This is a genomic window from Candidatus Kaelpia aquatica (genome assembly GCA_030765335.1).
Lineage (GTDB): Bacteria > Omnitrophota > Gorgyraeia > Kaelpiales > Kaelpiaceae > Kaelpia > Kaelpia aquatica.
The window spans coordinates 1-22,789 of the sequence record JAVCCU010000018.1 but is presented as its reverse complement, the minus strand read 5'-3'; the positions used below and the strand labels follow the sequence as shown (position 1 = coordinate 22,789).

The window sequence follows — 22,789 nt, the reverse complement described above, 5'->3', positions numbered from 1 at the left end:
GCTATCTACAACTAAAATTTAACCATCTCTTTTAGATACTCCCCGGCCCGGTAAGAGCTTCGTACATAAGGGGCGCTCATAACATAGGAGAACCCTCTGCTAATAGCCTGCTCTTTGTACTCTCTAAATTTCTTAGGCTCAACATAGTCAGATATTGGATAATGTTTAAGCGTTGGCGCTAAGTACTGACCGATGCTTAAGAAATCACAAGCTATAGCTCTTAGATCATCGAAAGCTTTTAGGATCTCTTCTTCTTTTTCGCCCAACCCCAGCATTAGTCCAGACTTTGTAAATATATCTCTATCTTTTTTCTTTACTATATCAAGCACCTCTAAAGACCTTCTATAGTCTGCCTGAGGCCTCACCTCCTGATATAATCTATCAACAGTCTCAAGATTATGGGCTATAATATCAGGCTTTGAATCTATAACAATCTTTAAAGATTCTCTATTGAGATTGAAGTCCGGTATCAGCACCTCGACTGTTACATCTGGACTCCTCTCTTTTATATTTCTCACTGTATCAGTAAATACCTCTGCCCCGCCATCAGGCAAGTCATCTCTTGTAACGGATGTTATGACAACATGCTTAAGTCTAAGTTCACCAACGGCCTCTGCTATTCTGCAAGACTCATTATAATCAACACTCTCAGGCTCTAGGTGATCTATATTGCAGAAGCTGCAGTTCCTGCTGCAATGCTTACCTAAGATCATAAATGTTACCTCACTATCTGCAAAACACTCGCCTATATTAGGACAGGCTGCAGACTGACATACAGTATTTAGATCGAACTTTTTAAGCAGAGCCTGCATCTGCGTTGTCTTATTGAAGTTAATTTTCTTATTTAACCAAACTGGATGTCTCTTTAGCATAGTCTCTCCTCTTTAAATTCCAATCCTTGACTGAATACTTACTCTTATCTAAAAACTCAATATTTAACAATTCTTTATCTAATAAGCTAGACTCTTTGAAATCTACCTCAAAAGTATCTTTAAAAGATCTCACTAAAATGTCTTGAGCTTCTTTAAAACCTATCTCTCTATTTAATGCCTTACCTAAAGAGATAGCTCTCTCTTTACTATTCTCATTGCTCTCTTTTAAAAGTGCTAGCAATTCAGAGCTGCTATCATTCAAAGGTATTGAGCCATGCTGAAAGATGACTCCGCCTTTTCTTCTCTGTGCATTGCCCCCTATCTTAAGACCTTTACATATTATATCATATCTCTCCTTGAAAAGAGAGCAGACCCCTAAATCAATACCGCTATCTCTATCTTTAGCATACTCTACTTCTAAGCCCAGGCTTTTATAGAATCGGATCAGAAAAGAGTTTATAGTCTTATAAGATTCTAATACTCCGCCTTGAATATCTAGATCCTCTCTCTTTGATATAACGCTATATGAAATATCATCTCTATGTAAAATAACACTCCCTCCTGTCATCCTGCGAACATAAGGAATCCCTTGAGTATCACATCTCTCTATATCAAGAATAGTCTCAATCTTCTGAGTAAAACCAAATGAGACCCCATATGGCTTCCAGCCATAGACTCTAAATACAGGAGGGCTATCTAAATTAGATACTGAATTTATAAGCGCCTGATCAAGCGCCATATTATAATAAGGGCTGGAGTGCCCAGAGAGAACAAGGCGAAACCTCTTCAATCTTTTCGCCATCTTAAATCTAAATCCCTTGCTGCTTTTGTCTCATCAAGCCTGCCAACAGGAGTATTCTCCGGTGCATCATGAAGTCTTTTAGGATCTTCCTCACTTAATCTAACCGCCTCTATCATGAGATCAATAAAGTTATCTAAGGTCTCCTTAGACTCTGTCTCGGTAGGCTCAATCATCATCGCCTCTTTGACAATCAGCGGAAAGTATACTGTTGGAGGATGGATTCCATTATCTATCAAATATTTTGCAATATCTATCGCCCTGATTCCACGCTCTACCTGATTTTGAATAGATAAGACAAACTCATGCATACAAGATCTATCGTATGGAATCTGAAAATGGTCTTTAAGTTTTACTCTGATATAATTTGCATTTAAAACAGCTTTCTCTGAGACATCTATCAAACCGGATTTACCGAGATAGACCATGTAAGCATAGGCTTTAAGTAAGACAGAGAAATTACCGTAGAAAGGAGCAATATAGCCGACTGACTCAGGGTGCTCATAGTCTAGAGCAAAGCTTCCATCTTTTCTCTTAGCAACTCTTGGAATAGGCAAGAACTTAACCAGATCTTCTCCTACACCGACAGGGCCTGAACCAGGACCACCCCCGCCATGAGGAGTAGCAAACGACTTATGGAGGTTTAAATGTACAATATCAAAACCGAGATCTCCGGGTCTGGCCTTACCAATAACAGCATTGAGATTGGCACCGTCATAATACATCAGGGCTCCAACTTTATGAGTTAGATCTGCAATCTCTTTTATTTTAGGATTAAACAATCCAAGAGTATTGGGGCAGGTTAGCATTACACCTGCAAGCTCTTTATTTAAATGTTCTTTAAACTTATCTATATCCATGCAGCCCTGTCTATCTGTCGGAACAACAATAACATTATAACCTGCTATTGCAGCAGAGGCTGGATTTGTACCATGAGATGAGTCAGGAACTATTACATGCTTACGTCTATTGCCATTAAACTTATGGTATGCAGCCATAATCATAGCACCCGTTAACTCTCCGTGAGCACCTGCCATAGGCTGAGTAGTAAATGCGCTCATACCTGTTATCTCAGATAGCAGCTCTTCAGTTCTATATATAACTTCAAGTGAACCCTGAGCAAGTAACCCTCCGCCTAATAACTGAGGTATTAAAGGGTGCAGCTCTGTAAAACCGGGGAGTCTTGCTATCTTCTCTGTAAATTTAGGATTATACTTCATGGTGCAAGACCCTAAAGGATAGAAATTGGTATCGACAGAGAAGTTAATTCTGGACAGATTAGAATAGTGCCTTACAACATCAAGCTCTGATACCTGAGGCAGTCCTGCATCTTCTTCTCTTCTATATTCCTTGGGAAAAGAATGGAGCAGGGGAGTATCTTGTTTAGGTATCTTAAAACCGCGCCTGCCTTCTACGCTCTTTTTAAATATCAGTCGCACAGTACAGCCTCCAAAGACTCAGCTAATTTAACGATCTCCTCCTTGCTTCTCTTCTCAGTTACAGCAACCAAGAGGTAATCATCCATACCTTTATAAAACCTTCCCAAAGGAAAACCGCAGGCATAACCTTTGGCAACCATCTTATTCACAACCTCATCAGCATTCTTAGGCAACAGCACTGTAAACTCATTGAAGGTGGGGGAGCTTCTTTTAACTTGGACCCCCGGAATCTTATCAATCACTGACTTTGCAAACTCTGATTTTTGATAGTTTAATTCTGCAAGCTCTTTAAACCCAGTTTTGCCTATCAAAGAGAGATATACTACCGCCCGTAAAGCACAGAGCGCCTCGTTGGAACAAATATTAGACGTCGCCTTCTCTCTCCTTATATGCTGCTCTCTGGCTTGAAGGGTTAATACATAGCCGGTTCTATTTTTTTTATCAACTGTCTTACCTACAATCCTGCCCGGCATCTTACGCAAGTACTCGCTCTTTGTTGCCATAAAACCAAGGTAAGGACCGCCAAATGATAATGGAATTCCTAAGCTCTGACCCTCTCCGGTTACAATATCACAGTCCATCTCAGAAGGTGTTTTTAATATCCCAAGCGATAATGGGTAGACCGATTGAATTAGTAAAGCACCATGAGAGTGGGCCTCTTTAACAATATCTGAATGGTCATCTATTGCACCAAAGAAATTGGGGTTCTGAACTATAACAGCAGCGGTCTTATCATCTAAGTGCTTATAAATCTCTTCCCGAGAACTCTGACCATGGACGACAGAGGTCTCAACAAACTCAATATTTAAATTAGAGGTATAAGTATAAAGCATAGCGCGGTAAGTCATATTGACACCGCTATCCATAACAATTTTGTTCCTTCCGGTTATCCGTATCGCCATCATACATGCCTCATAGAGTGCTGTGCCGCCATCATATAGTGATGCATTGCTTAAATCCATTCCGGTTAACTGACATATTACAGTCTGATACTCATACATAGACTGTAGCCAACCTTGAGAACACTCCGGCTGATAAGGAGTATAGGCGGTATAGAACTCACTGCGCGAGGTAATCTCATCCACTGCAGCCGGGATATAATGGTCATAGAATCCCGCCCCTAAAAAGTTAATTAGAGAGGTTGCGTTCTTAGAGGATAGTTTTTTAAAATGCTCTATCACTTCAAACTCTGACTTACCTTCTGGAAGATTAAAAGATTTAGGCTTTAAATTCTTAGGTATATCGCTAAATAGATCATCGATAGAGCTAGCACCGATGCTATCTAACATGCTCTTTACTTCAACTGGAGAGTGAGGAACAAAACTCAATCGGAGACCTCCTCTAAATAACTCTTGTAAGCTTTAACATCCATAAGGTTATCTTTCTCACTTTCATCTTTAATCTCAACGGCTACGACCCAGCCATCTCCATAAGAAGATGAGTTCAGAAGCTCAGGCCGAGAGTTTAAAACCTCATTTACTTCAATGACCTCTCCGCTTAAAGGAGCAAAGATATCACTTGCCGCCTTAACAGAGTCAACGGAAGAGAACGGCTTAAACTGCTCTAGGTTATCTCCCATTTTAGGGAGCTCAATAAAAGTAATATCGCCAAGTAATCCTTGAGCATAATCTGTTATGCCTATTCTAGCTCTATTGCCTTCAATCTTTACCCACTCATGTTCTTTTGTATAAAGCAAACCTTCAATTGGATCCATGAAATACCTCCTCACTAAGCATACCTTTAGTATAGATTGGCTTCTTAACCACTTTAGCCTCTATCTGAATATTATCAGACTTTATGAGAACCTCTAACCCTGTCTTACTATATTCAGAGCTGACATACCCAAGAGCTATTCCAGAACCTAGAGATGGAGAGGGAGAACCGCTGGTTATATAGCCTATCTCTCTATCTCCTAAGAATACTTTGTAGTCTTCTCTAGGCGAACGTCTCCCTGTAGCAATTAAAGCCACCAACTTCTTGCTTGGCCCTCGCTTCTGCTGTTTAATCAGCGCATCACGGCCTATAAAATCTTTATCCATCTCAACAAACCTCATAAGAGAAGCTTCAAGAGGTGTTATCTCCTCATTTAACTCATGTCCATATAAAGAGTAGCCCATCTCGAGCCTCAATGTATCTCTGGCACCAAGACCGGCAGGTTTAACTCTCTTATCTCCTAAGAATATCTCCCAAAGATTCTCTGCATGAGAAGCTGTTGCATAAATTTCATAGCCAAGCTCTCCGGTATAACCGGTTCTGCTTATAAGGTACTTCTCACCCTCTATCGTAAAATCATCAAATGTATAGTAACAGAGCTTTGTTATGGTTTCACCTGAAAGATTCTTAAGAACATCCAAAGAGAGAGGTCCCTGAAGATCAAGTTTTGCAATATTAGAAGATATATTTTTAAAATGAGAATCCCAGCCTAAATTCTTCTTTATATTCTCCTCATCCTTCTCAACAGTTGCAGCGTTAACAACTATCATCCACTCCTCCTGCTCAATTCTATAGACTATTAAATCATCTATTACTCCACCGCTGGAATTTAACATAAAACCATACTTACAGGATTGAATGGCCATCTCTCTAAGATTGACTGTCACTATCTTATCCAGCCCGCTCCTAAGATAGTCACCCTGAATTATAAACTCACCCATATGGCAGACATCAAAGAGTGAGCATGCGCTTCTGGTCCAATTATGTTCGGCTATTATACCCTCGTATTGAATAGGCATTAAGAATCCGCCAAAAGGAGCCATCTTCGCCCCTAACTCTTTATGAATATTACTAATGGGGGTATTCTTTAAATCCATCTCTTAAATCTTTAGAAATTAAAACAAAATATCATTCAAGCTATTTAAGTCCAACTTAGATAATTGCTATTCTGAAAGTTCTGCTATCGTTTTAGTTACCAAAGTGACATAAGTCATAACACTTGAGCCGCCGACCAGAACAGCAACCATGCAGGCTTCAAGCATCTCTTCTTTAGAGTATCCTGCATCCAGGCAGTGCTTCACAGCCCTTGGAATACAGACCGGACATTTTGCTGTAACAGCAGAGACAAGAAGCAGCAGCCGCTTCTCTTTCTCCGGCAACTTGCCCGATGAAATAATCTGATCTTTCTCCTGAATAAATGCCTGATATTCTTTAGGCACTGTATTTTTGATATCCGTCATCAGACGGTTAAACTCATTCAAAGTTCCCTTAGGATCATACTGCATAGAGCACCTCCTTAAGTTATTATCTTAAACCGCTATACGTTACTTGGCAACTTTTTTCTTACCAATCCACTTACCCCGAGGGGTATATTTAGTATGGAGCAGCTTATGGCTTAAATGCCCGCAAGGACCTTCCTTCAAAAACTCTTTATATATCATATTTACAGTCGGGTTCTCGTGAGACTTTCTATAAGGCAATCCTTCTTCTTCCTTATATATTGCATTTGCACGAGCCTCTCTTATCTCAGGGCTTGTTGGAATAGGCTGACCTCCCCCTCCAATACATCCACCAGGACAGGCCATAATCTCAATAAAGTGATAATCGCTTAACTCACCCCGACAGAGCATATCCATAATCTTCTTGGCATTGGCAGTGCCGTGACCAACCATAACCTTTAAAGTCGCACCTTCTAAAAACTTCCAATCACTTTTTGCTTTTTTAATCGGAAGCGCTGCCTCTCTTATGCCTTCAGTGCCTCTTACGGGAGTTATACGCAGTTTATTGAATGGAACCTCTTCTCCTGTAACTATCTCATATACAGTCCTGATAGCAGCTTCCATAACACCGCCTGTGGAACCAAATATCAGAGCCGCACCTGTTCCTGTACCTAGCGGATCATCAAATTCAGCCTTAGGCAGGTTGGGCAGATCCATGCCGCACTCTTTTATCATACCTGCAAGTTCGCGAGTAGTAAGCGCAAAATCTACATCTTTAAACCCAGAATCATCCATCTCCGGTCTCTCACATTCAAATTTCTTTGCAGAGCAGGGCATCAAAGATACGCTTACAATATTAGCCGGATCTATCCCTTCTCTCTTGGCATACCAAGTCTTAACAATGGCTCCGAACATCTGCTGAGGACTCTTAGCTGTTGAGACATGTTCTAACTTATCAGGATAGAAATGTTCGACATATTTGACCCAGCCCGGAGAACAGGATGTAAACTGAGGCAGAGCAACTTTCTTCTTGTTAACCAATGCATCTTTAAGCTTTAAGAGCAGCTCTGTGCCCTCCTCCATAATAGTCAAGTCAGCTGTAAAGTTGGTGTCAAATACCTTATCAAATCCCATCCGCTTAAGCGCTGTATTAAGCTGTTTTGTCATGCTCTTACCAGGTGCTAAGCCAAACTCTTCGCCTATTGCAACACGCGGCGATGGAGCAGTCTGAATAATAACATGCTTAGTTGGGTCATCTATTGCAGTCCAAACCTCTTCAGTTGAATTTTTTGCTTTTAAAGCTCCGGTGGGACATCTGTTGATGCACTGTCCGCAATTAATACATATAACATCATCGAGAGGCTTATTAAGATAAGTCGCTATCTTTGTTTCAGCTCCCCTCTCTACTGCTTCAAGCACTCCAACTTCTTGCAAATCTATACAGGTTCTTACGCACCTGCGGCATAAAACACATTTATCCATATCGCGCTCAACAGAGTAACTTGAATCATCCTGCTCATATCTGGATTCCTCAATATGGCCAAAAGTATAGGTTCTAATCCCATACTCTTTAGCTAAAGCTTGAAGTTCACAATTATTATTTTTAGAGCAAGAGTAGCACTCTCCATAATGGTTGCGCAGCAGCAGTTGGATAATATTTCTTCTGCCCCGGCGTACTTTCGGAGAGTAAGTCTTAACATTTATAGGTGCAGTTATAGGGTAAGAGCAGGCTGCCTGAAGTGTCCTCTGACCCTCAACTTCAACAACGCAGACCCTGCATACTCCGGCAAGACAGAGATCATCATGCTGACAGAGCGTAGGAATATTTACGTTTATTGACTTTGCCGCCTCCAAAATAGTAGTACCCATCGGAACATTTAGCTCTATATCATCTATTACAGCTTTAATAGTTGCGCCAAGGGAACCTTTTTTAATTTTTTCAAAACTCTGAGACCTCTGGCTAACAGGGGCCCTAGAGGTCTTCTCCGAAAATGGTCTCTTTTTATTATCCATTGAATGCTCTCTCCTCTCTCTTTTTATTAGACAGTTTATACTCTTTCTTAAAACTATTTATCACCGAGACAAAGATGTTCGGTGCAGATTGACCCAAGCCGCACTTTGAAGCCAACTGCATTGTCTCAGATACCGACAACAGATCTTTAAGATAAGCACTACTACACTCTCCTCTCTTAATCATATTGATACCCTCAATTAAGACAGGGATTCCTTCTCTGCAAGGTGTACACTGGCCGCAAGACTCTTCCTTAAAGAATTCCAAAAAGTTATCGATAACATCTAGGAGATCTCTCTTTTCATTGAAAACTATAATAGAGCCGCCTGTCGGTAGATCCTCAAATCCTATTTTATGATTAAACTGATCCTTGCCAACGCAAATACCCGATGCGCCACCTACCACAACAGCTTTTGTGTCAGAAGCATCAGCTATTTGTAATATCTTTTTTATTGAAGTTCCAAATGGCACTTCATATACTCCAGGTTTCCTGCAGTCGCCAGAGATACTAATTATCTTTGAACCGGCTGATCTCTCAGTGCCGATACTTTTAAACCACTCCGGCTCTTTTAATATTATATGTGCTATATTTGAGAGCGTCTCAACATTATTTACAACTGTCGGATGTCCGTTATAGCCGGTATAGACAGGAAAAGGAGGCCTATTCCTTGGCTCACCTCTATAGCCTTCAAGTGACTCAATTAAGGCAGTCTCTTCACCACAGACATAAGCGCCAAAACCCAGTCTCACCTCAATATCAAAGTTAAAATCTTTATTCTTAAGTATCTTATCTCCAAGCAGATTTTTAGTTCTCAAGCTTTTTAAGACTTTCTCAAGCTCAGGTAAAAACGACCTGTACTCCCCCCTTAGATAAAGAAATCCCTTCTCTGCCCCTATCGCATAAGCTGCGATAATCATTCCTTCAAATAGAAGACCAGAGTACTCTGTTAAAAGGACTCTGTCTTTAAAAGTACCTGGTTCACCTTCATCAGCATTGGCAACAATATATTTTTTGCAATTAGATGAGTTGGCAGCAAGGTTCCATTTAACACCTGTTGGAAAACCGGCTCCTCCTCGTCCTTTTAAATTAGAGTCACCTACAGCATTCAAGACCTCACTACGGCCAACCTCAAGAGCTTTCCTTAAAGCACAGCCTAGCTCTATATCGCTGAATATTACTGCTCCATCTCTCTTCATATTTTAAGCTCCTTTACTATCTCTTTCACTTTTTGGGCCGTTACTTTTCCTACTAATTTACTATCCACCATAATAGCCGGCGCCATATCGCACATTCCGATACAGCTTGTCTCTTTAAGTGTTATTTTTTTATCTCCTGTAGTCTCGCCAACTCTTATTCCAAGAGCTTTTTCAAACTCTTTGACTATTTTTTTACTTCCCTTCATAACAGAAGAGATGCAGCTGCTCACTCGTATTGTATGCTGGCCCTCTTTTTGGCAATTTAGGAAAGAGTAGAATGTAATAACAGAATAGACCTCAACAGGGTGAATTCCCAATTTATCGGCAACCTGCTGCATATCTTTGTCTGATATATAACCTTTCTTATCCTGAATCTTCTGCAAAATCGGCAAAAGCTCAGAGCGAGTTTCATCGCAGATCCTATGCTCTTTACCGTCTTTCATAACCACCTTTCCAACCGCACAATATTTCACCATTTTAGACTCCTTCTATTTAATATATTTACCAATTTTTTCTATTAAAACCTGCCATAGGCAGCCTCTAACTCCTAGAGATCAACTGCTTCCTGCTTTTACCTGCTTGACCATTAACCATATAGGCATCGCAATAGAGCGATAAAAACTCTATTGTAAAATCCATATCTTTTACAAATACCCCGCTAGGAACATTTATTGTAATGGGTGAGAAGTTCACTATCCCCTTCAACTCAGAATCAACTGCAATATCGGCCACCTCTTGAGCTGACTCTTCAGGAACAGCAATGATAGCAATATCTACACTCTTTTCTTTTATAACTCTTTTAGCGCTAGCCACAGAAAAGACCTCCAAGCCATTTATGGTTTTGCCGATCTTACTGCTAGACCTATCAAAAGCAGCGACTATCTTTATCCGCTCTTTATAAAAAGACGGATACCTAAGAATAGCTGTACCGAGATTACCGACACCAAATAGAACAGCGGAAACAACATGTTCCTTTAAAACAAAGTTTACAAGGGTATCTCTTAATTCGACTGTATTGTAGCCTATTCCAGGAGTTCCAACTTTACCGAAATTGGATATATCCTTTCTAACCTGAACATCGCTTGAACCTGCAAATTCTGCAAGCTCTCTGCTGGATATGCTAAGATTCTTTTTTTTAATCAACCCCTCTAATATCCTTATATAGAGGAATACCCGAGATATCGTATTGTGTGATAATTTATTCATAGCTACTTCGTGAAATTAATAACGAATTAGTAATAAATTATACATCTCCCTCTTTGGATGTCAAGCTTAAATGGATTATTAGGAATTATTTAGATAAAAGATGATTTAGAGGCCATCCTCTTAGATGAGGCAATAAGGCTATCTCTTACATCATGCTTATACTGAAAACCTGTTGAAAGAAGCCTATCTGTGCTAAACCATCTATCCCGCAGGAGTATTTTAAACTTAGCACCAAAGAAAGGAAGATTGACTAAAAGAGGAATTATGCATCTAGGCAGAATGAGGGGTCTAGGCGCGCCTATTGAATCAGCCATGATATTCATAGCCTCCCTATGGCTTAAAACCTCTCTATCAACTATAAAGACCGGTTCCTGGGTAAAAGAATCATCAGCTGCTGCATAGACCATAGAGTCGACAACACTCTCTACGTAGACAAGATGAAACTTATTCTCTCCGCTACCTACAATAGGATAGAGACGATATTTAAGTAAAAAGAGCAATGCTCTTAAGAGGTGCGGCTCATCCTCCCCGTAGACCACACAAGGCCTGAGTATCCCAACTTTTAATCCTCTATCTCTATAATTTAAAACTATCCTTTCTGCCTCAATCTTAGACTCTCCATATGGGTTTGATGCTTTATAGTCCAGATCCTCCCTAAGAGGCAGCTCTCTATTAGCGCTAATAACAGCAATAGAGCTCAAGTGGATAAGTTTTTTTATTTCAAGCTCTAATGATAGTCTGCAGATATTTTCAGTTCCTAAAACATTTACCTCATAAAACTTATTACTATTTCCGCTTGAGACATAACCTGCACAATGAAATATAATATCGACAGGAAAATCAATGCTCTTCTTTAATCCATCGTAATCTCTTATATCCTGATAGATTAATTTAACATTGGGAGGAAGATATCTCCGGGCTTTCTTCTCACTACGCAAGAGACAAAATACATTGTTACTATCATCTTTAGCTAATCTATGTACTAAGTGTCTACCTATAAAACCGGTTGACCCCGTTATGAGTACATTCATAAAAACTATTCAAACAATTAAAAATATCCAACCATAGTTAGAGTCACACCAAGAACAAGAATTAGAACAGAGTGGATTTTTAATAAAATACTATTACTTTTATATATCTGCATAAATTTAGATATTGAATCAGGAAAAACAATCAACCAGATACCTTTAACTATGCCCGCCCAGCCAAAAATTGTAATCATCACCACCCAACTCTTGATCCATAAGTTATGAAATAGTACAACGAGAAGACCGAAGAGTAGTGCAGATAGACCTCCGAAATATACAGAGGCAGAGTTTTTAGTAAAATCCTCCATCATTTTTTGGTAAAACTTTTGATTAAAGATAATGCCTAGTGCTATAACAGTAAAGCAAGGTCCAAGAAGCTTTGCAATGAGTACTGAAATATTCATACTTACCTCCTTTTTTTAATTATACTAAATAGTTCTGCCTAACTTATAAGCTTTCTTTAATATTCCACTACAGGATTTAGCATCAAAATCTTTTATTCCAGTAGCAGTAAGTGTCTTAGTCTTTACATTCATAGGTTTAAAGAATGCTTTCATGGCCCGCATGCAACCGCTAGAAAAACCAAGAATATGAGAGAAAGGAAAAGGAGCTCCACAGCTTGTAATTAATATTACCTTGCTTGGTCTATCAGAGAGACGTCGAGGCCCAAATTTGGTCATCTCAAAAAACCTAATGCTTCTATCCATAAATGCCTTGGCAACAGAAGTTACATTACTAACGTAAGTGGGAGAAGCAAAAACTATTATATCTGACTTATCCATCTTATCTAAAACCATCTGATGGTCATCTTCTATAATACACTCTTTAATTTTATGGCAATTACTGCAGCCCAGACATGGTCTTATATCTAAATCATGCAGGTATATCTTCTCGGTCTCAATCTGTCGTTCATTGATACCCCTAAGCACTGCATCGGTAATACTATCAGTAGCCTGACCTTTACGAGGACCTGCTATTAAAGCCAGTGCTTTCATCTCTTCTTTCTCTTCTGCGCCTTCTCAATAAACATTCCTGATTTATTTTTACCTTTCTTAAAATAAGTTAGGACTTTTTCAGCTTCATTGAAAGGCAGGGTAATAAAAGAGAACCTATCTAAGATCTGTATATCATGTATCCTAATATCTTTAATATTGCATCTCTCTTTTATTATCTTTGCCAGCTCTTTAGCGTTAAACCCATCTTGCTTACCTCTGCCAACAAAGAGACGTGTCTTACCTTTCTTATCAACAAAAGCAGCGTCCTCTATCTCAACATATTTATTCTCATCCAGCTCATCTTTAAAAGAGACCTCAAGGAGAGCTGCAAGGAGATCTTCAGGGCTATTGTTTTTGAGTAAATCTCTAGAGATATTGAGATACTCATCTTTAATGCCAGACGTTACAACACTCTCTACTTGAGCTTTAATCCTGTTCTTCTTTGTCTCTATAACATCTTTTATATTCGGCAATTTATGCTTACGAATATCAGTCTGAGCTATTCTTTTAATAAAATTTAACTTTCTATACTCCTCAGGACTGATAAAAGTTATAGCGTTACCCTCTTTACCTGCTCTACCCGTACGGCCAATTCTATGGACATATGATTCGGCATCTTGAGGAATAGAGTAGTTGATAACATGGGTTAGGTCCTGTACATCTATACCTCTTGATGCAACATCAGTTGCCACTAAAATAGTTACTGTACGTTTTTTAAACTTATTAAGGATCCTCTCCCGTAATGGTTGAGACATATCTCCATGCAAAGCATCTGCATCATACCCACGCTCCATCAGCTTGCTGGCAACCATATCCACCTTGACCTTTGTCCTGCAAAACACAAGGCCGTAAAACTCTGCTTCAACATCTATGATTCTACATAGCGCCTCAAGTTTATCTCCTTCTGATACTTCAAAATATATTTGCTCGGTCTGACTAACTGTAAGCTGGCCCTCTCCTGTCCTTAAGACTTCATACCCTGCCATATATTTTTTAGCGATCTGCAATATCTCATTCGGCATAGTCGCTGAAAAAAGCAAAACCCGCTTACCGGAGCTCATCTTATTCATTATCTCTTTAACATCATCAATAAATCCCATATTCAACATCTCATCTGCTTCGTCTAAAACAAAATATGAGACCTTATCAATCTTTAAAGTCTTACGCTTTATATGATCAATAACTCTGCCTGGAGTGCCAACAACTATATCTACGCCCTTCTTAAGACGCCTGAGCTGTAAATCTATAGATTGACCTCCATAAATAGGCGCAATACTTAAATCCCTCTTCCCTTTTAACGAATTTAGCTCTTCAGCAACCTGAATAGCCAGCTCTCTTGTAGGAGTAAGGATTAAAACACTAACAAATCCTGATCTCTCTTTGAGCAGTTCAATAATTGGCAAACCAAAAGCAGCGGTCTTTCCGGTTCCGGTCTGAGCCTGTCCAACTATATCTTTATCACTGTTAAATATAGCAGGGATAACCTTCTCTTGAATAAGCGTAGGTTTTTCAAAACCCTTTCTCTTTAAAACTTCAATCGTCTGCTCTGATAATCCTAATTTTTTAAACTCTTCCATCTCTTCACCTTCCTTATTTATTATGATTGAAAATCATGAAAACCCCTATCAAAACTAGTTTATTCTATCACATAAAGCAGATTAAGTGTGGTTTTATATAGTAGTTCAATTTAAGCCGCTTAAAGAATCGCCTTGTTAATGATATTTCCTGGTGGTATCGTATCTTGAAGGTGACAATGCTTCATTAAGACCAAACCGTCAAAAAGGAGTGTCAATATGGACTTTACGACCCCAGAAGAGCTTTTTGGTAAAGGCAAGCAGGGCCTTAAAGATATCAAGAGATCAGCGCTGCCGATGTTACCCATAGCTGCTGGAATCTTTCTACTAATCATGCTTAAAGGTATGATCTATTCTATTAACCCAGAAGAGGTAGGAGTCGTACAACGTTTTGGTAAGTATATTACAACTGCTTCTCCAGGGCTACACTTTAAGCTTCCTCCTATGATAGAGCGAGTCCAGAAAGTCAAAGTAAAGAGAGTATACAAAGAGGAGTTTGGATTTAGAACAATGCAGTCAGGCATAAAGACAAGCTACTCTCAGAGAAACTATAATGATGAATCTATCATGCTTACAGGTGATCTAAATATTCTGGATGTACAATGGATTGTACAATATAAAATAAAAGACCCGGTGAAATTTCTTTTCGCAACCAGAGATCCAAGAAACAATGTTCAGGATATCTCTGAGATTATTATCAGACGTTTAGTCGGAGACCATAGAGTAGATGAAATACTAACTATAAAGAGAGAGTCTATAAACCATCTAGCGCAGATTCAGATACAGAAGCTGCTGGATAATTATAACAGCGGCATACAGGTTGTGACTGTCAAACTGCTAGATGTCAATCCACCTCAAGAAGTAAAAGCAGCTTTTAATGAGGTCAATGAAGCAAAGCAGGAAAAAGAACGCCTCATAAATCAAGCCTGGGAAGCATACAATAAGGTTGTACCCCGAGAAAAGGGTGAAGCAGAAAAAACAATCAGCAAATCCGAGGGCTATCTTCTAGATAAAGTAAACCGCGCTCAAGGTGATGCTGAACGATTCACTGCGCTGCTTAAAGAATATAAAAAAGCTCCGCTCATCACCAAAAAGAGGCTATATCTAGAGACAATGACAGATATTTTACCTAAAGTAAAAGAGAAATATATAATTGATTCCGAACAGTCGTCGCTGCTGCCACTATTTAATATAAGAAAAGAAGGAGGTCAATAATGATAAAGATAATAACAAAGATACTTATCTCGCTTACTCTCTTGACAATAATATTATTCATCTCCGGAGTGATCTATACTGTTGACGAGACCAAACAGGTTGTAATCACTCAGTTTGGCAGACCTATAATCGAAATAGTAGATGCGGGGCTATACCTTAAGAAACCTTTTATTCAGCAGGCGCGCTACTTTGAAAAGAGAATCTTAGAGTGGGATGGTGACGCCAACCAGATTCCAACTAAAGATAAGAGATATATCTGGGTAGATACAACAGCCCGTTGGAGAATAGACAACCCTTTGAAATTCTTAGAGTCAGTAGGCAGTGAAGTGCTTGCCCATGCAAGGCTTGATGATATCATTAACTCTGCCACCAGAGATGCTGTAACAAGCCATTCCCTGGTAGAGACGGTTCGTAATTCCAATACCATCTTAGAAAGCCTCAGCGAAGATGCAGACGTAGTAATGAACGAGGAGGCTGTTGAAAGAATAGAGCTTGGCCGTGAAAAACTGGAAAATATAATATTTCAAAAGGCAAAGATTATAGTCGTTCAATATGGTATCGAACTTATAGATCTACGTATCAAACGTGTAGACTATGTAAGTGAAGTCAGAAAGAAAGTCTATGACAGAATGATTGCAGAGAGAAAGCGTGCCGCTGAACAGTATCGCTCTGAAGGACGAGGCCGACGCGCAGAGATCGAAGGATTGATGGAGAAAGAACTTAAGAGAATAAGCTCTGAAGCCTACCGCACAGCACAGAAGATCAAAGGTCAGGCTGATGCTGAATCAACAAAGATCTATGCTCAGGCTTACGAGGAAGATCCAGAGTTCTATGCCTTCATTAAGACATTAGATACATACAAGAACACTATAGACGAAAACACTATACTGCTGTTAACAACGGATAGTGAATATTATCAACTGCTCAAAGAATCAAAGTTTAAAGAATAGACTCCTACAGCAGACAGGAGCATTATTGAAGAAAGATTCAATATCTAGATATTGAATCTTATATTTACTATATCACCGTCTTCAATGATATAATCTTTTCCTTTTAGATAGATCTTACCTTCTTGTCTGAGTCTTGATTCATCACCTAAAGAACATAGATCATCGTATCTCATTACTTCAGCGCGGATAAAGCCTTTCTCTAGATCACTATGTATCACACCTGCTGCTTGAGGAGCTGTTGACCCTTTGCGCAATAACCACTGCCGAACCTCATCAGAGCCGACAGTAAAGAATGATATTAAATTCAATGCCTTTATGGATAGCCTAGTGAGAGAGTCCACCGCCAACTCTTTAACTCCAAGAGCCCCTAGAAACTCTACTCTTTCAGCTTCAGAGTCTAGGCCGATAATCTCAGACTCAACTCTAGCAGATACCTGCATAATATCAATCTCCAGAGATTCATAATCCTGCTGTAGCTTCTCGATATTAGACTCATCGCTAAGATTATCTTCAGAGATATTTAGAACAACTATCATCTTTTTCAATGTACTAAACGGATAGCTTAAAATTAGACCTAACTCTTGTTCAGTCAAATCAAGCAGCCGCAGAGGGAGCTCTTTATCTAAATGGTCTTTAAGTTTTAGTAAGAGTTCTCTCTCCTTTAATGCTTTCTCATCTTTAACTCTCTTTATAGCATCATCAATACGCTCAATTCTTTTTTCAATAAAGAGAAGGTCATGCAGCACTAACTCAGAGTTGATATTCTCAATATCACGTCTTGGATCCACTGAACCATCTATATGATAAACAGAGTCGTCTTTAAAAGCTCTGACTACATGGCAGATGGCATCAAAATCGGAAATATTTTCAAATATACTGCCCTCTCTAATAGAATCTGGATCTATCTTAGGCAGTAATTCAATATCAATCTTTGCCCTCGCCTGCTTTTTAGGCTCATATAGATTAGACAAAAAGTCGAACCTTGGGTCTTTTATCTGAGCAAAACTCTTTATAACCTTATTGACTGTTAAATCTTTCTCAGAAAATTTATATTCTGTCAACAGTTTGAATATGGTCTTCTTTCCTGTTTGAGGTAAGCCGATGATTCCCATTTTCATATCTAAATACTCCTTCTAAGCACAATTCTTCTTTGATATTTATTTTAACACTAATACTGGCAAGCTCAGCATTATAATTATTAAAACATTAAATAGATATAAAAAACCTTCTTTGATAAAGCAGAGAATTATTGGACTTAAACATTGGGAGCACAGAGAGCCTTTATTTAGCTTCTTGGAATTAAGAAGCATACTGGTTTACTAAATTAGATTAACTGCGTTGATGCTATTCTTTAGCTACCTTATGAAGCCCAATAACATCCCGATGAATCCAAGGATAATACTTTGAACAAATGTAATTACCGGACTCAACATTCCCGTCCAAAGCAAAATAATAATTATGAAAAACCCAAAGGGTTCGAGTCTGGCAAGTTGATACTTAGCGTTAGAGGGAAGAAATTCCATCAGCACCCGGGACCCATCCAAAGGAGGAATAGGAATCAGGTTGAACGCTCCCAGCATAATGTTTATTCTTGCAGTAATTAAAAGAGCCGGAGCGAAGAAACGGTTTGCTTGAAAGAGTTGGAACTGAAGCAAAAATATTGTAACAGTTGCAATGAGTATATTGGCTGCGCACCCTGCCAAAGAGACAGCAATAATAGCCCGCCGAGAGCTGCTCAGATTTCTATAATCAACTGGTACCGGCCTTGCCCATCCAAATCCTATAATAAAAAGTGCAAGCATTCCCATGGGATCAATATGAGATCTGGGGTAAAACGATAATCTACCGGAATGTTTTGCTGTATTATCTCCAAACAGCGAAGCAACCCAACCGTGCGCCACCTCATGAGCAATAACCGAATAAAGAAGCAATGGAACTAATAAAAAAAATGCCATTGGATCTTTAAATAAGAGTGCTAGTAATCCCATCTGCTTATCTCATCCTCCATAACGGTATCAAGATTAATTTTCAGTCATTAATAAAGCAATCGGCTCTTTAAAATATAGTGCCCTAGACCTATGCTTTATAATGCAGCACAGCTTAATCAAACTCAACAACAGGGACTTCAGAAGCATACTCCTTAGCTTCAAAATATACTGCTGGCTCAGTAACGCCTGCTTGTGCAGCAAAAAACCGACCGAAGAATAAGCGTTGGAACCGATTAAAATCTTTGACTGCAAGATTGTAACGCATGCGTTCAACAGCAATTCTATTCTCAGTACCTTCTAACTGTGCCTGCAGAGCTAAGAAATTCTCATTTGATTTTAATTGAGGATAGTTTTCAGCAACTAACAGCAGGCGTGACAACGCTCCGCCCATTGCATTAGCATTCTCTATTTTGCTTTCAACGGAAGCAGACTTACCCCATTGGCTTCTTAAACGAGTTACTTCTGTAAAGATCTCTTTTTCCTGGGAAGCAAAACCTTTAACAGTACTTATAAGATTGGGAATTAAATCGTTTCTTCTTTGTAGCTGGTTTTCAACTTGTGCCCAAGCTGATTTTGCTTCTTCATCTTTAGCAATAGCCTGATTATAACCATTTTTATACCAACCAAAAAGCATAACAGCTAAAACTATAAGAACTCCTAAAATAATCCAAATCTTTTTCATTTTATCATCCCTCGTTTTTAAATTATTTATTGGTTACCAACCACCACCGCCGCCGCCGCCTCCGGTCATACCGCCTCCAAATCCTCCAAAACCGCCTCCAAATCCTCCACCAGAGCTGCCCAATCCAGACCCATGCCAAAAGCCGCCTCGCCTACGCCCCCCTATCATTGAACCTAGCAGAAAATACCCCAGAAGCCCAGAACGCATACTTATAATAAAAAGGAAGAACAATATTGTAAAGATAACTCTTAAGCCGCTTCTCTTACTATGTACTGTTTGATAAACCTGCGCCTCCTGCCCAGTTATCTCAGCATCATATTCTTTGGCAATGAGACTAATAATAGCTACCGAACCTCTCATGATACCTTCAGAATATTGCCCACGCTTGAAATAAGGAATAATCAGATCCCGAACAATTTTATTGGCAACCAGATCCGGGATTGCACCCTCAACACCATAACCTGTTGTAATCCATGCCTTGCGGTCATTAACTGCCACTAAGAGCAGTACTCCGTTATCCTTACCTTTCTGCCCAATCTTCCATTGATCAAAGAGTCTTACAGAAAACCCTTGTACGGTCTCAGGTTGAGCTGTTTTAACAGTTACAATAGCTATCTGCGCTGTGGTCTCTCTCTCCAACTCAGCAGCGAACTTGGTTATAGTAGCTTTATCAGAATAGTTCAACAGTCCTGCAAAATCATTTACATAGCCCTGGCCACGAGGCGGGATAGATATCACATCTCTTGCAAATAATACAGAAGAAAACAATAGGCAAAAGAGAATTAGAACTAAAACGTACTTAGAAATTTTATTCATACTCCTTATTATAACTTATCTATTATATCTGCTAATTTTTCAATCTGATTTAAATACTTTTCCAAGAAAACAACCACATCCTGCTTGGCTATCTTTTCATCATTTGTAGAATCTTTATAAATTGGTAAAAATACATTCTCATCGAGCCCAAATATTTGACAAAACTTACCAATAACATCCATTTTTTCAATTGGAGGCTGCTCTTCTCTTAATCGAATTAAATTCCTAAAAATAGGAATCAGTGAATTAAGAGACTCTTTCAATAAGACCTCTAGGCCTTTTGTCTTAAGACCTACCTCTAAATATGCCTGACGAATTCTAATTAACTTCCCTTTAATTTGTTGTTCACAGAAAAGACGGATATGCTCACCTTTAATCTCTAACTCAGAGAGAACATCCTCACCATATAAGAGAACATGATTTTCCTTCATATCCAGAAATTCTATCGGGAAAACGTCTAAAGAAGAGTTGATATACTCTTTGGTCAGAAATAAAGGCGCAGCTATTTTTTTAAAAATTCCTTTAGAAATCGTATTCAAACTACTTTTAAATATCGAAAACTTAAGATCTTTGAATATAAAAACTGAATTAATATCAGAGACTTTAGGGATATAGTCTCCCCCTGCAGCAGAACCATATATAAACACAGAGATCAAATTATCCCCATGAATTTCAGAGATCGTTTTAAGATAAGGAATAAATTTTTTCTGTACTTCAATATCTAATTTTTTTTCATTAATAACGCTGTCTCTGCTCATCTCTTCCTCCTGATTTGAAACGATCTACTTAAATAATAATTTTTAAAACATACCTATTGTACATACCAAACCGCAAAAGTTCAACGTTTTCTAGTGATATAAGAGCAATACAAAATAAGACCCGAAATATCAATAAACAATACAAATCTTACTTGTTTTAAATATTTCAGCTTTCATATTCACTTTTTGTATCATATTGCGTTAGATAAAAATTTAAGGTACGATGTTTTTTATAATTTTAAGAAATAATTATGGAACTAGAAAATATTTTTAAAAATACAGATAAGAATATCCAGCTAACTGAAGATGAAATTATCTATTTGCTTTTAACCAAAGATAAAGATCTTAAGTCCCTTTATAATAAAGCAGACAATATCCGCAGACAATACATGGGCGATGAAATCTTCTTAAGGGGGATCATTGAGTTTTCAAACTTCTGCAAAAAAGATTGTTATTATTGCGGCATTCAGCAATCTAATAAAAATGTTAGGCGTTACCGCATGGCGGATGAAGAAATAATTCAAACCTGCAAACAAATTGAAAAATTCGGCCAGACAACAGTTGTCCTGCAGTCAGGCGAAGACTTTTTTTACACCAAAGAAAAACTAGGAGCCCTGATAGAAAACATAAAAAAAGAGACCAGTTTAGCAATTACTATTTCTGTGGGTGAACGAGACAGAGAAACCTATCTCTACTGGCAGAGAAAGGGCATGGATAGGTACTTAATCAGATTTGAGACATCTAATAGAAAACTATTTAAACAATGCCACCCAGATGATGATTTAGATACTAGAATTATGTGCATTGAGATCTTAAAAAGTATAGGCATACAGACTGGTTCAGGCTTTCTTATTGGACTGCCGAACGAAGAGATGAGTGATCTAGCTAAAGATATCCTTTTTTGCAGTAATCTGGATTTAGACATGATTGGAGTTGGGCCTTTTATACCGCATAATAAAACTCCTTTCAGTAAAACTCTAAACCCCTTTAAAAATGAGATATATTTAAAGACTATCGCCATTTTAAGATTATTAAACAAAGATGCCCATATCCCGGCAACAACTGCCTATGATGCTGTAAATCCTGAAGGAAGGAACCTTCTTTTGCAGATGGGCTGTAATGTTTTTATGCCTAATAGTACTCCTCAAGAATATAGAAAAGACTACCTGTTATATCCTAAAAAACCCTGCGTCGACGAGTCTGTGGCTGATTGCTCACTCTGCGTTGAAGGTAGAGTTAAATCTTTAGGAAGAACTATAGGAAAAGGGCCGGGCCACTCTATTCACAAAAAACGCTCTAATGCTTCTTGCTGATATAAGTAAACTGGCATCTTCAGCCCATCTCTTGGACTTAAAAGAGTTTCGCATTGCTTATTGCATTCTACATGAATCACTGTGTTGATCCAACGTATCCACCACCACTACCTTGCCGATACCCCATATCGACTCCCTCTTAGTTTCGGTAAATACTTCAACCTTTAATTCGTATCCTGCTCTAAATCTGCTTTATCCTGAATATTTTTTTTATCCAATTTACTTTGCTTCTTTTCCGCTTTCTTCTTTTTCTTTGCCAATTCTTTTTGGTACTTTTGATATGAATAATTATCTTTCGCCAATATCTCCTCCTTTTATCCTGGTTCATCCTGCATGATGACACTCTGCCCTTAAGATTCCACTTATTTTTTCATGCATATCTTGTTTATTATAACATAACATTTATAAAAACATATGAAATCAAAATGTCATATTAAAAATAAAGCGGAATAAAGTACAGATACAGGCTCATCTTAACGAGGCCCGATGCTTACGCCTATATCTCCTTCGCGGTAAGAATAAGCAACTGCATAAATATTATACCCGACAATTTATATCGGCATATCGTCAAAATTAGAGATAACCTTAGAGCAGTGTCAAGAATTATGGATACTGATTTATTCTCTTGACTAACTATGACTAATACTATAGAATTCTTAACTGTAGCGATGAAGGAGAGTAAGATATCAGTCCGCAAGGTGAGTATTATTTCTCCCTTGCGTTTTTTTTATGTCTTTCAATCGACTACAAATTTAAAAAAGGAGGTATTACCAGTATGAAAGGAACAGTAAAGT

General features: G+C 38.6%; 24 protein-coding genes. 3 read left to right on the top strand and 21 right to left on the bottom strand.

The genetic code is table 11. From position 1 onward, the window contains the following. Positions 1-11 precede the first annotated feature (11 nt). The 15 genes from lipA to P9X27_02980 form a co-directional block, all read right to left on the bottom strand. Complete coding sequence (lipA, locus tag P9X27_03050; protein ID MDP8253357.1) at positions 12-872, bottom strand: lipoyl synthase; 861 nt, start codon at positions 870-872, stop codon at positions 12-14. Then, on the bottom strand, positions 841-1,674 hold the full coding sequence (locus tag P9X27_03045) for a lipoate--protein ligase family protein (protein ID MDP8253356.1): 834 nt from the start codon (positions 1,672-1,674) through the stop codon (positions 841-843). The genes lipA and P9X27_03045 overlap by 32 nt, the downstream gene beginning before the upstream one ends. Beyond that, a complete protein-coding gene (gene gcvPB, locus P9X27_03040) occupies positions 1,659-3,110 on the bottom strand; it encodes an aminomethyl-transferring glycine dehydrogenase subunit GcvPB (protein MDP8253355.1) in 1,452 nt (483 codons plus the stop codon). The genes P9X27_03045 and gcvPB overlap by 16 nt, the downstream gene beginning before the upstream one ends. Further along, the gene (gcvPA, locus tag P9X27_03035) at positions 3,101-4,438 is read right to left on the bottom strand and encodes an aminomethyl-transferring glycine dehydrogenase subunit GcvPA (protein MDP8253354.1); all 1,338 of its coding nucleotides are present in this window, start codon (positions 4,436-4,438) and stop codon (positions 3,101-3,103) included. Before gcvPA ends, gcvPB begins: the two co-directional genes overlap by 10 nt. Further along, positions 4,435-4,824: a glycine cleavage system protein GcvH gene (gcvH, locus tag P9X27_03030; protein ID MDP8253353.1), complete on the bottom strand. Its 390-nt coding sequence runs from the start codon at positions 4,822-4,824 to the stop codon at positions 4,435-4,437. Before gcvH ends, gcvPA begins: the two co-directional genes overlap by 4 nt. Next, positions 4,811-5,920, bottom strand: coding sequence for a glycine cleavage system aminomethyltransferase GcvT (gene gcvT / locus P9X27_03025; GenBank protein ID MDP8253352.1), 1,110 nt, complete (start codon positions 5,918-5,920; stop codon positions 4,811-4,813). Before gcvT ends, gcvH begins: the two co-directional genes overlap by 14 nt. Before the next feature lie 66 nt (positions 5,921-5,986). Further along, the gene (locus tag P9X27_03020; protein ID MDP8253351.1) at positions 5,987-6,328 is read right to left on the bottom strand and encodes a carboxymuconolactone decarboxylase family protein; all 342 of its coding nucleotides are present in this window, start codon (positions 6,326-6,328) and stop codon (positions 5,987-5,989) included. A 39-nt stretch (positions 6,329-6,367) separates the two neighbouring features. Then, on the bottom strand, positions 6,368-8,275 hold the full coding sequence (locus tag P9X27_03015; GenBank protein MDP8253350.1) for an NADH-dependent [FeFe] hydrogenase, group A6: 1,908 nt from the start codon (positions 8,273-8,275) through the stop codon (positions 6,368-6,370). Then, on the bottom strand, positions 8,268-9,470 hold the full coding sequence (locus P9X27_03010; protein ID MDP8253349.1) for an NADH-ubiquinone oxidoreductase-F iron-sulfur binding region domain-containing protein: 1,203 nt from the start codon (positions 9,468-9,470) through the stop codon (positions 8,268-8,270). Before P9X27_03010 ends, P9X27_03015 begins: the two co-directional genes overlap by 8 nt. Then, positions 9,467-9,913: an NAD(P)H-dependent oxidoreductase subunit E gene (locus tag P9X27_03005; protein MDP8253348.1), complete on the bottom strand. Its 447-nt coding sequence runs from the start codon at positions 9,911-9,913 to the stop codon at positions 9,467-9,469. Before P9X27_03005 ends, P9X27_03010 begins: the two co-directional genes overlap by 4 nt. A 97-nt stretch (positions 9,914-10,010) precedes the next feature. Then, positions 10,011-10,676, bottom strand: coding sequence for a redox-sensing transcriptional repressor Rex (locus P9X27_03000; protein MDP8253347.1), 666 nt, complete (start codon positions 10,674-10,676; stop codon positions 10,011-10,013). 89 nt (positions 10,677-10,765) lie between these two features. Then, complete coding sequence (locus P9X27_02995) at positions 10,766-11,707, bottom strand: NAD(P)-dependent oxidoreductase (protein MDP8253346.1); 942 nt, start codon at positions 11,705-11,707, stop codon at positions 10,766-10,768. A gap of 17 nt (positions 11,708-11,724) precedes the next feature. Next, a complete protein-coding gene (locus tag P9X27_02990) occupies positions 11,725-12,108 on the bottom strand; it encodes a hypothetical protein (protein ID MDP8253345.1) in 384 nt (127 codons plus the stop codon). 24 nt (positions 12,109-12,132) lie between these two features. Then, complete coding sequence (locus tag P9X27_02985) at positions 12,133-12,699, bottom strand: flavodoxin family protein (protein MDP8253344.1); 567 nt, start codon at positions 12,697-12,699, stop codon at positions 12,133-12,135. Continuing rightward, a complete protein-coding gene (locus tag P9X27_02980; GenBank protein ID MDP8253343.1) occupies positions 12,696-14,276 on the bottom strand; it encodes a DEAD/DEAH box helicase in 1,581 nt (526 codons plus the stop codon). Before P9X27_02980 ends, P9X27_02985 begins: the two co-directional genes overlap by 4 nt. Positions 14,277-14,492: 216 nt before the next feature. Here P9X27_02980 and hflK point away from each other — a divergent pair, with 216 nt between their 5' ends. After that, positions 14,493-15,488 carry an FtsH protease activity modulator HflK gene (gene hflK / locus P9X27_02975; protein MDP8253342.1) on the top strand — a complete coding sequence of 332 codons (996 nt, stop codon included), beginning with the start codon at positions 14,493-14,495 and terminating at the stop codon, positions 15,486-15,488. Next, positions 15,488-16,438, top strand: a complete 951-nt coding sequence (gene hflC / locus P9X27_02970) for a protease modulator HflC (protein ID MDP8253341.1) — start codon at positions 15,488-15,490, stop codon at positions 16,436-16,438. The genes hflK and hflC overlap by 1 nt, the downstream gene beginning before the upstream one ends. 44 nt (positions 16,439-16,482) lie before the next feature. Here hflC and ychF read toward each other — a convergent pair whose 3' ends face one another. The 5 genes from ychF to P9X27_02945 form a co-directional block, all read right to left on the bottom strand. Beyond that, positions 16,483-17,556, bottom strand: coding sequence for a redox-regulated ATPase YchF (gene ychF / locus P9X27_02965; GenBank protein MDP8253340.1), 1,074 nt, complete (start codon positions 17,554-17,556; stop codon positions 16,483-16,485). Positions 17,557-17,793: 237 nt separating this feature from the next. After that, complete coding sequence (locus P9X27_02960; GenBank protein MDP8253339.1) at positions 17,794-18,426, bottom strand: site-2 protease family protein; 633 nt, start codon at positions 18,424-18,426, stop codon at positions 17,794-17,796. A 112-nt stretch (positions 18,427-18,538) separates the two neighbouring features. Beyond that, on the bottom strand, positions 18,539-19,108 hold the full coding sequence (locus tag P9X27_02955; protein ID MDP8253338.1) for a LemA family protein: 570 nt from the start codon (positions 19,106-19,108) through the stop codon (positions 18,539-18,541). Positions 19,109-19,141: 33 nt separating this feature from the next. Beyond that, on the bottom strand, positions 19,142-19,924 hold the full coding sequence (locus tag P9X27_02950; GenBank protein MDP8253337.1) for a TPM domain-containing protein: 783 nt from the start codon (positions 19,922-19,924) through the stop codon (positions 19,142-19,144). An 8-nt stretch (positions 19,925-19,932) separates the two neighbouring features. Further along, positions 19,933-20,682, bottom strand: a complete 750-nt coding sequence (locus P9X27_02945; GenBank protein ID MDP8253336.1) for a hypothetical protein — start codon at positions 20,680-20,682, stop codon at positions 19,933-19,935. 251 nt (positions 20,683-20,933) lie between these two features. Between P9X27_02945 and hydE the strand changes: the two genes are divergently transcribed. After that, positions 20,934-21,995 (top strand): [FeFe] hydrogenase H-cluster radical SAM maturase HydE, encoded by a 1,062-nt coding sequence (hydE, locus tag P9X27_02940; protein ID MDP8253335.1) that lies wholly within the window; start codon positions 20,934-20,936, stop codon positions 21,993-21,995. Between the two features lie 164 nt (positions 21,996-22,159). Here hydE and P9X27_02935 read toward each other — a convergent pair whose 3' ends face one another. Further along, entirely contained in the window at positions 22,160-22,297 is a 138-nt protein-coding gene (locus tag P9X27_02935; GenBank protein MDP8253334.1) for a hypothetical protein, read from the bottom strand. Positions 22,298-22,789 lie beyond the last annotated feature (492 nt).